The sequence below is a fragment of the Pseudomonas sp. S3_B08 genome, from assembly GCF_054667725.1.
Genome location: NZ_CP162750.1, coordinates 2,813,063 through 2,829,267, shown reverse-complemented (window position 1 = coordinate 2,829,267; position 16,205 = coordinate 2,813,063). Strand labels below are relative to the sequence as shown.

The following is a 16,205-nucleotide window of genomic DNA, read 5'->3' as shown; positions in this document are numbered from 1 at the left end:
CTGTCCATGAGCATTTTCATCGAGCGGCTTAAAGGGCTGACATGGACCCACGCATTCAGTAGCAAGGCGTTGGCCAAGGCCCGCGCTTATGCCGCCGATGACCGGGTAGAGATCCTCGAGATCGATGACAGGAAGATAGAGGCGTTCTGCGTCGGATCGCAACTTCAGGCGTATGAGCAAACCATTTACCTGTCAGAAGATCGGTTGGGATCGGTTAGCTTGCGATGCCTGTGCAGCTGTCCGGTTGCACTGGACTGCAAGCACAGCGCAGCGGTGCTCTATCACCTGCTGGGCACTGGCGAGGATGCGTCTGGAAGTGACGCGCAGACCCCGTTGGGACGAGCGCTGGAGCATTGGCTTTCAACAATTCCCGTGCCGGCCAAGCCCGCTGAAGAAAGTGCGCAAACCGCAGGCACGCGTCTGTTTTACAAGCTCAAACCGACGTCTGCGAACGGCAAGTGGCTGCTCGATATTTTCAAGGTCTACCAGCTCAAGAGCGGCGAGTTACGCGAGGTCAAACCGATGTACTCGCTCGCGGAAATGCTCATGCGCCAGCCCGGCTACCTGTCCGAGCTGGATCTGCGCATCGCCCGGCTGTTGGTCGCCATGCATTCTCATCACGCCTATTACAGCGGCTATCCGCTGGAAGGCAGCAGTGGCGCCGAACTGCTGGAAATGCTCCTGCGTACCTCGCGGCTGTTCCTCGACTTCGAAGACCTGCGAGCGCTGACACCGGGGGCGAAACGCGTCGGTCAGTTCTCTTGGGCCGAGCAGGCTGACGGCGGATTCCGCGCGCAATGGAGCAGTGCCGAAGCCGCGCAGGAAACCGTGCTGGCGCTGGAGCCGCTTTATTACCTTGATCGCGAGCAGCGCCAGGTTGGCCCGCTGTTCACTGAGCTGGAGGAAAAACTCGCCTGCCATTTGACCCTGGCGCCAGACATTCCGGCGCGTCAGGCCATGCAGTTCAGCCATCGCATGAGCGCGGCGACCCAAATTGCGCCACCGCACAAACTCACCGAACGGATCATCGATGACGTGCTGCCGCAGCCGCAACTGACCCTGGTCAGCGGCCGGGAACGTTCGCGCTGGGAATACGTGCTGGAGCACCGCGCCGCTCTGCTGTTTACCTACAACGGTCATCCGGCGGTGGATCGCAACCCGGAAGTGATGATCCTCAATGGCAGCGAAACCCAGCGCATTCAGCGTCAACCGGCGCTGGAAAAGAAGCTGCGCCAGAACCTGCAAAAACATGGCTTCAAGAAAGCCACGCGCAAGAGTGCAATGGATCGTCCCGGCGAGATGTTTACCTTGCCGGATGATTCCGCCTGGCTCGGGTTCATGCACGAAGGGCTGGCCACACTGCGCGCCGCAGATTGGAAAATCGAGATCAGTCCCGGTTTCCATTTCGATGTACAACCGGTTGAACAGTGGTACGCCGAGGTCGAAGAAGAGGCCACGCATCAGTGGTTTGATCTGCAGTTGGGTATCGTCGTCAACGGCGAGCGCTACAGCTTGCTGCCGATCCTTCTGCACCTGTTGCGGACCCAGCCGCGCTTGCTCGACCCGGTCAATCTGGCGCAGCGCAACGATGATGAAAAACTCCTGATCGAGCTCAAGCCCAGCGGTTTTGGCGACCCGGCCGGCGCCAAGGTCGCGTTGCCGCTGAGTCGGGTCAAACCGTTGATGGCCACGCTGGGCGAGTTGTACCTGGGCGGCCATCAGGGTGATGCGCTGCGCTTGACCGCTCCAGACGCCGCGCGTCTGAGTATGCTCGATGGCGTGCCGCTGGACTGGCAGGGCGGCGAACGCCTGCGCACTTTTGCCAAGCGTCTGCAGAATTCCAGTCACGCCCAGGTTGCTGCGCCTGCCGGCCTCAACGCGCAACTGCGCCCGTATCAGCTCGAAGGCTTGAACTGGATGCAGACCCTGCGCGAGCTGGAAGTCGGCGGCATTCTGGGCGATGACATGGGCCTGGGCAAAACCTTGCAGACCCTGGCGCATCTGCTCACGGAGAAACACGCCGGGCGCCTGGACTGTCCGGCACTGGCGGTGATGCCGACCAGCCTGATTCCCAACTGGCTCGACGAGGCCGAGCGCTTCACGCCGCAGTTGAAAGTCCTGGCGCTGCACGGGACCGGGCGGCAGAAGGACTTTGCCAATCTGGGCGAATACGACTTGGTGCTAACCACTTACGCATTGCTGCCCAGGGATCTGGAGATCTTGCAGCCGCAGCCGTGGAGCGTGCTGATTCTCGACGAAGCGCAGAATATCAAGAACCCGCTGAGCAAAGCCGCGCAGGCCGCCCGTGACTTGCAGGCCCGTCAGCGCTTGTGTCTGAGCGGTACGCCACTGGAAAACCACCTTGGCGAGCTGTGGTCGCAGTTCCATTTCCTCATGCCCGGCTGGCTCGGCGACAGCAAATCCTTCAACCGCGATTACCGCACGCCGATCGAGAAGCACGGCAATGTGCAGCGCATGCAGCACCTGACCGCACGCATCAAGCCGTTTTTGCTGCGGCGCAAGAAGGATCAGGTCGCCACCGAGTTGCCGCCGAAAACCGAGATCATCCACTGGGTCGAACTCAGTGATGGTCAGCGCGACGTCTATGAGACGGTGCGCGTGGCGATGGACAAAAAGGTCCGCGACGAAATCGCCCGCAGCGGCGTGGCGCGCAGTCAGATCATCATCCTTGATGCGCTGCTCAAGCTGCGTCAGGTCTGCTGCGATCTGCGCCTAGTCAATATGCCGCTCACGGCAAAGGCGTTGCGCTCGGGCAGCGGCAAGCTGATCAGCCTGATGGAGATGCTTGAAGAATTGCTCGGCGAAGGGCGGCGCATTCTGCTGTTCTCGCAGTTCACCTCGATGCTGGCGCTGATTGAGCAGGAATTGCAGCAACGCGGGCTTGGCTACTCGTTGCTGACCGGCGACACCACCGATCGGCGCACGCCGGTGAGGGATTTTCAGGGCGGCAAGGTGCCGTTGTTCCTGATCAGCCTCAAGGCCGGCGGTACCGGTCTGAACCTGACAGCGGCGGACACGGTGATTCACTTCGACCAGTGGTGGAACCCGGCAGTGGAGAACCAAGCGACCGATCGGGCGTATCGCATCGGCCAGAACAATCCGGTGTTCGTCTACAAATTGATTGCCAAAGGTACCGTGGAAGAAAAGATCCAGGCGTTGCAGCAGGAGAAAGCTGCGCTGGCCGGAGCGGTGCTTGAGGGTGGCACGACGGGGGGGTTCAAACTGGAACAGAGTGATATCGAGGCGTTGTTTGCGCCGTTGCCGGTTTCCAAGGGGTGAGCCCTGAGTGACTGCGCAATATCCGATGACCCCATCGCTGGCAAGCCAGCTCCCACAGATATCGAGTTGAATCACAATCTTCGGTACAGCTCATAACCCTGTGGGAGCTGGCTTGCCAGCGATAGCTATCTAACCAGCAACGCCGATTTCAGCGCTTGTCGATCTTGTCCGGCAACGGCGCAAACAGCGCTTCAATATCATCGCTCTGCAACTTCCAGTCCCCGGCCTTGCGCCCATCGAGCACGCCCGCTGCCAGGTCGGACTTTTCCTTCTGCAGGTGCTGAATCTTCTCTTCCACCGTGCCCCGGGCAATCATCTTGTAGACGAACACCGGTTTTTCCTGGCCGATTCGATACGCGCGGTCAGTCGCCTGATTCTCGGTTGCCGGGTTCCACCACGGGTCGTAGTGAATCACCGTATCGGCTTCGGTGAGGTTCAAACCGACACCACCGGCCTTCAGGCTGATCAGGAAGATCTGCCGCGTGCCGCTCTGGAATTCCTTCACCGGTGTGCGCCGGTCACGGGTCTGGCCAGTGAGGAGGGCGTAAGCGATCTTGCGTTTTTTCAACTCCTCTTCGATCAATGACAGCATCGAAGTGAATTGCGAGAACAGCAGAATCCGCCGGCCTTCCTCGAATAACTCCTCCAGCATTTCCATCAGACTGTCGAGCTTGCCCGAGGTGCTGCCGCGCGCGGGCAGGGTGGCGTCGTTGACCAGGCGCAGGTCGCAGCAGACCTGACGCAGCTTGAGCAGTGCTTCGAGGATGATGATCTGGCTGCGCGCCACGCCTTTGCGGGTGATTTCGTCACGGACTTTCTTGTCCATCGCCAGGCGCATGGTCTCGTACACATCGCGCTGCGCTTCGTTGAGTTCGACCCAATGGATGATTTCGGTTTTCGGCGGCAGCTCGGTTGCGACCTGCTCTTTGGTGCGGCGCAGCAGAAACGGTTTTATCCGACCGTTGAGGTGTTGCAGTCTGACTTCACTGCCGCGCTTTTCGATCGGCACACGGTAATCGGCATTGAAGCTTTTCACGTCGCCGAGCCAGCCCGGCAGCAGGAAATGGAACAGCGACCACAGCTCGCCCAAGTGGTTTTCCAGCGGCGTGCCGCTGAGGCACAGGCGCTGGCGTGCATTCAGCTCGCGGGCGGCCTGGGCGGCTTTGCTGTTGGGGTTCTTGATGTATTGCGCTTCGTCCAGCACCAGAACGTGCAGCGGCTGTTTGGCCAAGCGCTCAAGGTCCTTGGGCAACAGGGCGTAAGTGGTGAGGATCAGGTCGAAGTCGGCCAGATTGTCGAAGTGCTTTTTGCGCGTGGCGCCGTACAGCGCGAGGACTTTCAGCTGCGGGGTGAAGTGCGCCGCCTCGTCGAGCCAGTTCGGAATCAGGCTGGTCGGCATCACCACCATGCACGGACGATCGAGGCGTCCGGCGTTCTTCTCGCTGAGAATATGCGCCAGGGTCTGTAGGGTTTTGCCCAGGCCCATGTCGTCCGCGAGAATGCCGCCGACTTCGAGTTGTCGCAGCGATTGCATCCAGCTCAAACCTTCGAGCTGATACGGGCGCAGCGTTGCATTCAGACCTTGCGGCGCTTCGGCAGTGAAATCGCGGATGTCGCGCAGGCGCTGGGCGAAGGTGCGCATCTGCTCGCCGCCTTCCCACAACAGCGGCAGGCCTTCCAGCGAATTGAGCCGGGTGGCGTCAGCCTTGCTCAGGCGCAGCGTTGTTTCGCCCGGCTCCTGCAAATAGAACTCGCCCAGCGTCATCAATACCGGCTTCAAGCGACCGAGCGGCAGCGCCACTTGCAACGGCCCATGCTCGCTGGTGCGTTGCGGAATGTTGACCAGAATCAGCTCGTCATCGCGACGGCGGGCGAGGCGTTCCGGGTTGAGGATCTCGGTGTGCGAGCGCATCAGATTCAGCAGAATCGGCAGCAGGCTCAGGCGCTCGCCGTTGACGATGATACCCAGTTCCAGATCGAACCAGTCGCGCTCCGGCGCCTGTTCGACGGTGGCGTACCAGTCGTCGACGGCGGTCAGGTCGAAACCGAATTCCTCATCAATCTGCAACTCCCAGCCCTGGCTGCGCAATTTCGGCAAGTCATTCAGCGTGAAGGTCAGCCAGGCGCTGTCGTTGACCATCTCGTAGAGTTCGCCGGCGCTTTCCGGCAGGGCTTTGCTCTGCCTTGTGGCGATGCGGAAACCGAGGATGCGTAACTGTTCGCGGTAGGACTGTTCGACGTCCGGGTGACGTTTTATTCGCAGGGTCTGGGCTTCCTGACGGATCAGGATATCGCTGTGTTTTTGCCCGCTGACGTATTCGTCCAGATAGCTGAACGACAGTGCCGCGCGATGCTGAATGTAGCGCTGCATCTTGCCGTTGCGCGGCTCGAAGGCGCTGAATTCGACGCTCGCCAGCCATAGGCGTGGCACCGGTTGCACGTTGTCCACCAGCACTTGCGGCGGCGCTTTCGGGCTACGGTTCTCCAGCACGGCCTGGAGTTTTTCCAGCAACTCGGCATCTTTCGCGGCGGCGGGGTAGTCGAGGGTTTCCTGGATTTTCAGCAGCACCGCCGCGCAGTGTTTGCAGTTGCTGCGCACCGGGCAGGTACAGGTGGCGTCGACCAGCAACAGCGTCGCTTTAGCTGACTCGCGCAGATGGATGGTCTGTCGGTAAACGCTACCGCCAGAACCTTCGCAACTGGCGGTGATGGTCGCATCGCCGACCTGGGCGATGCGCACTCGATTCTCCAAAGCGTAGCGGCGGCCGCGCTCCAGACTCTGTTCTTTGAATCGGCTGACCCACGACGGGGCCAGCGGTTTGCTCAGGGGCGGCGGCATAAGGACTTCGATCAGTCCGGCACGACTTCAGGCGCTTCGCGAGGCGCTGGCGCGGTCAGGGAAGTGATCTTGATCAGCAGGGCCAGATGACCGTTGTCGAGGTAATTGAGCTGGCCGTTCTTGGTGTGGCTGTCCTGGCGCAGGCGCTCACTGGCGGTGACCAGGCCATTGGCGTCGATCTGATTGACCCAGAAATCGGCGGTCACGTCGGTGAAGCGGCCGAGTTTCATTTCCAGCGTGCCCTCGATGGGGAACTGGCCGAACTGCTCCTGACCTTCGCTCACTGCGACTTTCGCCGGCGCTTCGCCGAGGCTCTGCTGCCAGGCTTTGTGCATCAACACGGTGTACTCGCCGCTGGCGGTGAGTTTGCTCACTACATCATTCAGCGCTGGGGTGCGCTGGCTGTCGCTGCCCAGACGCTGGGCGCCAGCGGCCCAGTCTTCCGGGGCGGCGCGGCTGACGATTGCGGGTACGGCATTCTGGCGCACCAGGATCATTTCGACCTGATACGTGTCATCGGCAAACGCCGTCGGTGCTGCAAGTGCAAGCAACAAAGTCAGGGAGCGGAACAGGCGCATCGGGCGTCCTTCAAGCGGATTTCGGGATGAGACGCTCAAACAGCGCCTCGACAGTATTGAAACGTTCTTCCGGGCGCTCCATCGGCACCTGGAATTTAAACATCGTCGCGCCTTCGAACTTGTAGCGCTTGGGCTGCGTCTGGATCAGCTTGATCAGGGTCATCGGGTCAACCGGCGTCTGCGCTTCGAACTCGATGCGTCCGCCTTGCGGCCCGCCGTCGACTTTCTTGATGCCGAGCTTTTCCGCCTGCAATTTCAACGCGGTGATCCGCACCAGGTTCTTGGTCGGCTCCGGCAACAGGCCGAAGCGGTCGATCATCTCCACCTGCAAATCCTTGAGGCCTTCCTCATCGGTGGCCGAGGCGATGCGTTTATACAGAATCAGCCGTGCATGCACATCCGGCAGATAATCTTCCGGAATCAGCGCCGGCACCCGCAGATTGACTTCCGGGCCGCCGCCCAGCGGTTGATCGAGGTTCGGCTGCTCGCCCTTGCGGATCGACTTCACCGCGCGCTCGAGCATTTCCATGTACAGGGTGAAACCGACGGCCTGAATCTGCCCGCTCTGACCGTCGCCGAGCAGTTCGCCGGCGCCACGGATTTCTAGGTCGTTGGTGGCCAGGACGAAACCGGCGCCGAGGTCCTGGGTATTGGCGATCGCTTCCAGACGTTTTTCCGCGTCCGAGGTGATTTGCTGGCGTGGCGGTGTCAGCAGGTAGGCGTAAGCCTGGTGGTGACTGCGACCGACACGACCACGCAACTGGTGCAGTTGGGCCAGACCGAACTTGTCGGCGCGTTCGATGATGATGGTGTTGGCGCTTGGCACGTCGATGCCGGTCTCGATGATGGTCGAGGCGATCAGCACGTTGAAGCGCTTGTGGTAGAAGTCGCTCATCACCTGTTCGAGTTCACGTTCGCGCATCTGCCCGTGGCCGATACCGATGCGCGCTTCCGGCACCAGTTCGGCGAGGTCGGCGGCGCACTTCTCGATGGTCTTCACATCGTTGTGCAGGTAATAAACCTGACCGCCACGCAGCAGTTCACGCAGCAGAGCCTCTTTGACCGTGCTCTTGTTCTGCTCCATGACAAAGGTGCGCACCGACAGGCGTCGCGCAGGCGGCGTGGCGATGATCGACAGATCGCGCATGCCCGACACCGCCATGTTCAGCGTCCGCGGAATCGGCGTCGCGGTCAGGGTCAGAATGTCGACCTCGCTGCGCAGTGCCTTGAGCTGTTCTTTCTGGCGTACGCCAAAACGGTGTTCTTCGTCGATGATCACCAGCCCGAGGTTTTTGATCTTCACATCATCGGACAGCAGCTTGTGCGTGCCGATGACGATGTCGATCTTGCCTTCCGCCAGATCGGCGATCGCCGCGTTGACTTCCTTGGCCGATTTGAAGCGACTCATCACTTCCACGGTCACCGGCCAGTCAGCGAAGCGGTCGCGGAAACTGTTGTAGTGCTGCTGGGCGAGCAGGGTGGTCGGCACCAGAATCGCCACCTGCCGACCGCCGTGCACGGCGATGAACGCCGCGCGCATGGCTACTTCGGTCTTGCCGAAGCCAACGTCGCCGCAGACCAGGCGATCCATCGGTTTCGGCGCGAGCATGTCTTCGCGCACGGCCTCGATGGTCGCTTGCTGGTCCGGCGTCTCCTCGAACGGGAAACCGGCGCTGAAGGTGGCGTAATCGGCCTTCGGGTCGGCGAAGGCGTAACCTTCACGGGCGGCGCGACGGGCGTAAATGTCGAGCAATTCGGCGGCGACGTCACGCACCTGCTCGGCGGCTTTGCGCTTGGCTTTCTGCCAGGTTTCCGAGCCGAGGCGATGCAACGGCGCGAGCGAATCGTCGCTGCCGGTGTAACGCGCGATCAGGTGCAGGTTGGCCACCGGCACGTAGAGCTTGGCGTTCTCGGCGTATTCGAGGGTGAGGAACTCGGCGGCCTGATTGTCGATTTCCAGAATCGTCAGGCCCAGGTAGCGGCCGACGCCGTGATCGATATGCACCACCGGCGCGCCTTCGCGCAGTTCGGTGAGGTTCTTGATCACCGCATCGTTGCTGACGTCGCTGCGCTTTTCGCGGCGACGACGTTGCATGACCCGTTGGCCGAACAGCGGACTTTCCGCCACCAGCGCCAGCGCCGGGTCGTCGAGCAGCAGACACTCGTCGAGCGGGGCGATGGTGATCGCCATACGATCCTTGCTGGCGACGAAGTCAGGCCAGCTGTCGACGGTTTTCGGCCGCAACTTCAGACGTTCCAGCAGTTCCAGCAGGACTTCGCGACGACCCGCCGATTCAGCGGTGAACAACACGCGACCGGGGAATTCTTCGAGGAAGCCGGCCAGCGCCGCCAGCGGTTGCGTGGCCTTGGCTTCGATGGCCAGATCGGGCAGCGCATGGGCCGGGAAGCGTTCGCGGCCGACACCGCTTTCAACGTCCTGTTGACTGGCAACGACCCGTGGCCAGTTCTTCAGGCGCGCGAAGCAGTCTTCCACTGGCAGGAACAGTTCGGCCGGTGGCAATAAAGGACGCGATGGATCGACGCGGCGTTCTTCGTAACGATTGCGCACGTCGTTCCAGAAGTTTTCCGCCGCCTGCTCGATGCCCGGCAGCGAGAACACTTGTGTGTCCTGAGGCAGGTAATCGAACAGCGTCGAAGTTTCGTCGAAGAACAGCGGCAGGTAGTACTCGATGCCGGCCGGAGTGATACCGCTGCTCAAATCCTGAAAGATCGGGCAGCGACGGAAGTCGACGTCGAAGCGCTCGCGAAAGCGCGCCTTGAAGCGGGTGACTGCGTCTTTCTGCAACGGGAATTCGCGGGCCGGCAGCAGCTTGACCGACTCGACCTTGTCGATTGAACGCTGGGTTTCCGGATCGAAGGTGCGCAGGGTTTCGATTTCGTCGTCGAACAGGTCGATGCGATACGGCAGTTTGCTGCCCATCGGGAACAGGTCGATCAGCGCGCCGCGTACGGTGAACTCGCCGTGCTCGTACACCGTGTCGACATAGCGATAGCCGCTGGCTTCGAGCCGCGCGCGCATCTGTTCGACGTCGAGCTTCTGGCCGATATCCAGCACCAGGCTGCTGCCGAGGAGGAATTTGGTCGGCGCCAAGCGATGCAGGGCGGTGGTGATCGGTACCACCAGCACGCCGTGGGCCAGTTCCGGCAGGCGGTAAAGGCTGGCGATGCGCTGGGAGATGATGTCCTGGTGCGGCGAGAACAGGTCGTAGGGCAGGGTTTCCCAGTCGGGGAAATGCAGTACGGGCAAATCCGGGGCGAAGAAACTCAGCTCCTGTTCCAGCCGTTCGGCGCTTTGGCTGTCGGCGGTCAGCAGCAGGGTAAAGCGCTTGGCAGCGCTGGCAGCCTCGGCAATCGCCAGGCTGAGGGCGGCACCGGGCAGATTGCCCCAGTGCTGTTTACCTGCTTCGGCAGGGAGTAGCGGTAGACGCAGAACAGGCACGGAAGGTTGAGCTCCAGGCGTTGCGACAAAGTCGGTAATTGTAGCGGCCTCCGGTGCCGCCTGTCAGTTGTAGACTGCGTCTATCTTCACGGTTTGGACGAAATGTAGTGGTAACCATAAAAACGAGCACTTTTTTCATGGTTATGTAGTGCCGAAACCGGGTGGTGTTACGGAGGGTTACAGACATCGTCTAACAGTCGTCGAAAAATTGACTGCGCTGAAAGCCCCGGTTTTACTGGGCTGGAGAAAGGCGTAAATTTTTTGAACGGAATTTTGTTACCGATTGCGCGACAAGCGCGCATTGCTGAAAGGGCTTGTCGGCGGCATAATGTAGCCCCTTTTTTCTGCCCCTACATGTGGAAGGTTACCGTGACTCAGAAGCCCGACCAGTGTCTTGGTGAATGGATCGACCGTGAAGCACTCGCAGAAGCGATGATTCCGCTTATCGGTCAGCTCTACCGCAATAACAACGTGGTTAGCTCGATCTATGGCCGCAGCCTGATCAACCAGTCTGTCATCGCGATTCTCAAAGCTCACCGCTTTGCTCGCCACCGTTCTTCCGACGACAGCGAACTCTCCGTCCACGAAACATTCCCACTGCTCAAGGCCATGAGCGAGCTCAAGCTCGGCGCGGCGTCGGTGGATCTGGGCAAGCTGGCGTTCAAATTCCGCAATGAAGGCAACGGCCGCAGCGCCGAGCAGTTCGTGCGTGAAGAGATGGCTGACGTGGTTGGCCAGCAGAACGCCTCGGCCCGCAAAGGCACCGACGTTGTTCTTTACGGCTTCGGTCGTATCGGCCGTCTGCTGGCGCGCATCCTGATCGAGAAAACCGGTGGTGGCGACGGCCTGCGTCTGCGCGCCATCGTCGTGCGCAAAGGCGCCGAAAACGACCTGACCAAACGCGCCAGCCTGCTGCGTCGCGATTCGGTACACGGTTCGTTCAACGGCACCATTACCATCGACGAAGAAAACAACACCATCACCGCCAACGGTAACCTGATCCAGGTGATCTACGCGAAGAACCCGACCGAGGTGGATTACACCCAGTACGGCATCAAAGACGCGCTGCTGGTGGACAACACCGGTGTATGGCGTGACGCCGATGGCCTGGGCCAGCACTTGCAGTGCCCGGGTATCGATCGCGTTGTTCTGACCGCGCCTGGCAAGGGCAAGCTGAAGAACATCGTTCACGGCATCAACCACGGTGAAATCACCGCTGACGACAAGATCGTCTCGGCTGCTTCCTGCACCACCAACGCCATCGTGCCGGTGCTCAAAGCGGTCAACGACAAGTTCGGCATCATCAACGGTCACGTCGAAACCGTTCATTCGTACACCAACGACCAGAACCTGATCGACAACTTCCACAAGGGCGATCGCCGTGGCCGCAGCGCCGCGCTGAACATGGTGATCACCGAGACCGGCGCCGCTACCGCTGCTGCCAAGGCTCTGCCTGAGCTGGCCGGCAAGCTGACCGGCAACGCGATTCGTGTTCCGACGCCAAACGTGTCGATGGCCATTCTCAACCTCAACCTTGAGAAAGCCGCCACCCGCGAAGAGATGAACGAGTACCTGCGCTACATGGCGCTGCACTCCGAGCTGCACAAGCAGATCGACTTCGTCAATTCGCAGGAAGTGGTGTCGACTGACTTCGTTGGCTCGCGTCACGCCGGTGTAGTCGACGCTGAAGCGACCATCGTGCAGGACAACCGCGTCGTTCTGTACGTCTGGTACGACAACGAGTTCGGCTACAGCTGCCAGGTGGTTCGCGTGATGGAAGACATGGCTGATGTGAATCCGCCAGCGTTCCCGCGCTAAGCCTCAGGCTTGAATGAAAACGCCCCGGCATTTTGTCGGGGCGTTTTTGTTTGTGGGCCTGTTGGATCTTCGGCGTCCTTGCCGGCCTCTTCGCGAGCAGGCTCGCTCCCACACTGGATCAGTGTCGTTCACAATCTTCTGTGGGAGCGAGCCTGCTCGCGAAAGCATTCTGTCAGGCGCCGCTGGCTACCGAGGCCTGCGCCGTGCGCAACTCATGGCGGTTGCCACGGAACAGCACCAGTGTCGCAATCAAGCCCAACACCGCCGCGCCGCTGAGCCAGATGCCCGGTGCTGCCTTGTTGTCCAGCACATGAATCAGATAGGTGCACGCTGCCGGAGTAAATCCGCCGAACGTCGCCGTTGCCAAACTGTAGGCCAGGGAAAACCCGGTCGTGCGCACTTCCACCGGCATGATCTCGGTCAGCGCCACCACCATCGCGCCGTTGTACGAGCCGTACAGGAACGACAGCCACAATTCGACAATCAGCAAATGGCTGAAGCTCGGATTCGCCACCAGCCACGACAGTGCCGGGTACGCCGTGAGGATCGCCAGAATCGTCGCCGCCAGCAGTAAGGGTTTTCGGCCGATCTTGTCGGATACCGCGCCCATCACCGGTAGCCAGAAAAAGTTCGACAAGCCGATGCACACCGTCACCAACAGCGCATCGAGATCAGACAGGTGCAGTTCGGCCTTGCCGAACGTCGGGGTGTAAGCGGTGATCAGGTAGAACGACACCGTGGTCATCACCACCAGCGCCATGCCGGCAATGACGATACCGAAGTTCTGCCCGATCGAACGGACGATCTCGCCGAGGGTAGGGCGGTGGGTGCGCGCCTGGAACTCCGGGGTTTCTTCCAGCGAGCGACGGATGAAAAAAATCACCGGCACGATCATGCAGCCAATCAGAAACGGTACGCGCCAGCCCCATTCGCCCATCTGCTCAGGGCTCAGCCAGTGGTTGAGGCCAACGCCGAGCAGACCGGCGAACACCACGGCTGCCTGTTGGCTGGCGGACTGCCAACTGACGAAAAAGCCTTTACGCCCCGGCGTCGAAATTTCCGCCAGATACACCGACACACCGCCCAGTTCCACGCCCGCCGAGAAGCCTTGCAACAGACGGCCGAACAACACCAGCAGCGGCGCGGCGACACCGAGCGTCGCGTAGCCGGGTACGCAGGCAATCAGCACTGTACCGGCGGCCATCATCGCCAAAGTGATGATCAGCCCTTTGCGCCGTCCGTGACGGTCGATATAGGCACCGAGGAAAATCGCCCCCAGCGGACGCATCAGGAAGCCGGCGCCGAAGGTCGCCAGCGACAGCATCAGCGAAGCGAACGCGCTGTCGGTGGGGAAGAAGGTTTTGGCGATGGCCGTGGCATAGAAGCCGTAGACCATGAAGTCGAACATTTCGAGGAAGTTGCCGCTGACAACGCGAAAGATCGCTTTGCCTTTGCCCGTGGTGGAGGACATGGGAGGTACTCACTGTTCAATTTTGTATAAAGGCGTTGCAGCCATGGGGAAGCGAGCGGGCGCTTGTAGTTCATAATGGCCGCCGTGGTTTTGCGGGGAGATGAAGAATTGTTAACTGGACGCTGGTTGGGGCTTGTGATGTTCGCGGCGGCAATCGGCGGCTGCGGTAACGGCGATTCCCTGGAACAGGTTGGCGGTTCGACCATGGGCAGCACCTGGTCGGTCAAGTACGTGCGCCACGCTGGGGGCGCCGATCCTGCGCAGGTGCGCAGCAAAGTGCAGGCCATCCTCGGTGAAGTCGATCAACAGCTGTCGACTTACCGCAGTGACTCCGTCATCGAGCGTTTCAACGCCTTGCCCGCCGATAGCTGCCAAGCCATGCCGACAGCGGTGCTCGAATTGGTCCGCATCGGCGAACAGCTTTCAATCCAAAGCGAAGGCTCCTACGACCTGACCGTGGAACCGCTGCTGGACCTCTGGGGATTTGGCCCGCAAGGACGCGAAGAAAAGATCCCTGATGCGGCCGCGCTGGCCGAGGTCATGCAGCGGGTCGGCCATCAGCACCTGCGCATCGATGGCGAGCGGTTGTGCAAGGACGCCGCCGTCGAAGTCGACTTCAACAGCATTGCCGCCGGTTACGCCGTGGATACCATCGCCGCCAGATTGCAGGGCATGGGCATCGACAATTACCTGGTCGAAGCCACGGGCGAACTCAAAGCCCGGGGCAAGAAGCCGGATGGTTCCGCGTGGCGCATCGCTCTCGAAGAGCCTCGCGATGACCAGCAAGTGGCCGAGCGGATTATCGATGTCGATGGCTACGGCGTGTCCACCTCCGGTGACTACCGCCATTATTTTCTGCAGGACGGTCGGCGTTATTCCCACACCTTCGATGTGCGCAGCGGAAGGCCGGTCCTACATGATCTGGCGTCAGTCACGGTTATTCATCCTTCAGCGTTGATGGCCGATGGACTATCGACGCTGTTGCTGATTCTCGGGCCGGAAAGGGCGCGGGACTATGCCCAAAAACATGACATTGCTGCATTCTTTGTCTTGCGTGCCGATACAGGTTTCGTCACCCGCAGCAGTCAGGCATTTGCGCAGCTTGTCGGTGAAAAAACTGACTGAAGACAAGACGAAAGCTGGCGTTGTAGTGCAGGCAAAAGTAGCCTACGACGCGACCAAGGGTTAATGTGCGCGGCGTTGACGCTTCTATAGACTGTGTCCGGGTTCTCTACTGGCCCCCAATTGTTCCTTCGCGCCGCCGTTCGGCGTGATTTAGCCGCCGGTGCTGCTGGCACCGCGGCCTGTTCTGAGGAGTACGCATGGCTGTCTACAACTACGACGTGGTGGTACTGGGTTCCGGCCCGGCGGGAGAAGGCGCGGCAATGAACGCCGCCAAAGCGGGGCGCAAGGTCGCGATGGTCGACAGCCGTCGTCAGGTCGGCGGCAACTGCACCCACCTCGGCACCATCCCGTCCAAGGCACTGCGTCACTCGGTGCGGCAGATCATGCAGTTCAACACCAACCCGATGTTCCGCGCGATCGGCGAGCCACGCTGGTTCTCCTTCCCGGACGTGTTGAAAAGCGCCGAAAAAGTCATTTCCAAACAAGTCGCATCGCGCACCGGCTACTACGCCCGTAACCGCGTCGACGTGTTCTTCGGCACCGGCAGCTTCGCCGACGAGCAAACCATCGAAGTGGTCTGCGGCAACGGCGTGGTCGAGAAGCTGGTGGCCAAGCACATCATCATCGCCACCGGTTCGCGCCCGTATCGCCCGGCGGACATCGATTTCCACCACCCGCGCATCTACGATAGCGACACCATCCTCAGCCTCGGTCACACCCCGCGCAAACTGATCGTTTACGGCGCTGGTGTGATCGGTTGCGAATACGCATCGATCTTCAGTGGTCTGGGTGTGCTGGTCGAACTGGTCGACAACCGTGGCCAGTTGCTGAGCTTCCTTGACTCGGAAATTTCCCAGGCGCTGAGCTACCACTTCAGCAACAACAACATCACCGTGCGTCACAACGAAGAGTACGACCGCGTCGAAGGCGTGGACAACGGCGTGATCCTGCACCTGAAATCCGGCAAGAAGATCAAGGCCGACGCCTTGCTCTGGTGCAACGGCCGTACCGGCAACACCGACACGCTGGGTCTGGAAAACATCGGGGTCAAGGTCAACAGCCGTGGCCAGATCGAGGTCGACCAGAACTACCGCACCTGCATAGAGAACATCTACGGCGCCGGTGACGTGATCGGCTGGCCAAGCTTGGCCAGTGCCGCCCACGACCAGGGTCGTTCGGCCGCTGGCAGCATCGTCGACAATGGCAGCTGGCGCTTCGTCAATGACGTGCCGACCGGCATCTACACCATTCCGGAGATCAGCTCGATCGGCAAGAACGAGCAGGAGCTGACCCAGGCGAAAGTGCCGTACGAAGTCGGCAAGGCCTTCTTCAAGAGCATGGCGCGGGCGCAGATTGCCGGTGAGCCGCAAGGCATGCTGAAGATCCTCTTCCACCGCGAAACGCTGGAAGTGCTCGGCGTGCATTGCTTCGGTTATCAGGCGTCGGAGATCGTGCACATCGGTCAGGCGATCATGAACCAGCCGGGCGAGCTGAACACCCTGAAGTATTTCGTCAACACCACGTTCAACTACCCGACCATGGCCGAAGCCTATCGGGTAGCGGCGTACGACGGCCTCAACCGGCTTTTTTGACGGGCTCCGGCCGGTGGCCTGA

Annotated in this window: 8 protein-coding genes; 4 read left to right on the top strand and 4 right to left on the bottom strand. The window is 60.7% G+C overall.

Annotated elements, in window-relative coordinates:
• Window positions 1–6: 6 nt before the first annotated feature.
• Window positions 7–3,300, top strand: coding sequence for a DEAD/DEAH box helicase (locus AB4N73_RS12790; RefSeq protein WP_460143545.1), 3,294 nt, complete (start codon window positions 7–9; stop codon window positions 3,298–3,300).
• Between the two features lie 148 nt (window positions 3,301–3,448).
• Here the strand turns inward: AB4N73_RS12790 and AB4N73_RS12785 are convergent, their stop codons facing one another.
• The 3 genes from AB4N73_RS12785 to mfd are packed head-to-tail and all read right to left on the bottom strand — an operon-like array spanning window position 3,449 to window position 10,177.
• Window positions 3,449–6,139 carry a DEAD/DEAH box helicase gene (locus AB4N73_RS12785; RefSeq protein ID WP_256810594.1) on the bottom strand — a complete coding sequence of 897 codons (2,691 nt, stop codon included), beginning with the start codon at window positions 6,137–6,139 and terminating at the stop codon, window positions 3,449–3,451.
• 11 nt (window positions 6,140–6,150) lie between these two features.
• Complete coding sequence (locus AB4N73_RS12780; protein WP_071173055.1) at window positions 6,151–6,717, bottom strand: CsiV family protein; 567 nt, start codon at window positions 6,715–6,717, stop codon at window positions 6,151–6,153.
• A 10-nt stretch (window positions 6,718–6,727) separates the two neighbouring features.
• Window positions 6,728–10,177: a transcription-repair coupling factor gene (mfd, locus tag AB4N73_RS12775; protein ID WP_460143544.1), complete on the bottom strand. Its 3,450-nt coding sequence runs from the start codon at window positions 10,175–10,177 to the stop codon at window positions 6,728–6,730.
• 354 nt (window positions 10,178–10,531) lie between these two features.
• Here mfd and AB4N73_RS12770 point away from each other — a divergent pair, with 354 nt between their 5' ends.
• Window positions 10,532–11,995: a glyceraldehyde-3-phosphate dehydrogenase gene (locus tag AB4N73_RS12770; RefSeq protein WP_236169416.1), complete on the top strand. Its 1,464-nt coding sequence runs from the start codon at window positions 10,532–10,534 to the stop codon at window positions 11,993–11,995.
• A 172-nt stretch (window positions 11,996–12,167) separates the two neighbouring features.
• On the opposite strand, the gene tcuC is transcribed toward AB4N73_RS12770, so the two are convergent.
• Window positions 12,168–13,466 carry an MFS transporter gene (gene tcuC, locus AB4N73_RS12765; protein WP_041477332.1) on the bottom strand — a complete coding sequence of 433 codons (1,299 nt, stop codon included), beginning with the start codon at window positions 13,464–13,466 and terminating at the stop codon, window positions 12,168–12,170.
• 138 nt (window positions 13,467–13,604) lie between these two features.
• Here tcuC and AB4N73_RS12760 point away from each other — a divergent pair, with 138 nt between their 5' ends.
• Complete coding sequence (locus tag AB4N73_RS12760; protein WP_460143543.1) at window positions 13,605–14,591, top strand: FAD:protein FMN transferase; 987 nt, start codon at window positions 13,605–13,607, stop codon at window positions 14,589–14,591.
• A 197-nt stretch (window positions 14,592–14,788) separates the two neighbouring features.
• Window positions 14,789–16,183: a Si-specific NAD(P)(+) transhydrogenase gene (sthA, locus tag AB4N73_RS12755; RefSeq protein ID WP_039760770.1), complete on the top strand. Its 1,395-nt coding sequence runs from the start codon at window positions 14,789–14,791 to the stop codon at window positions 16,181–16,183.
• Window positions 16,184–16,205 lie beyond the last annotated feature (22 nt).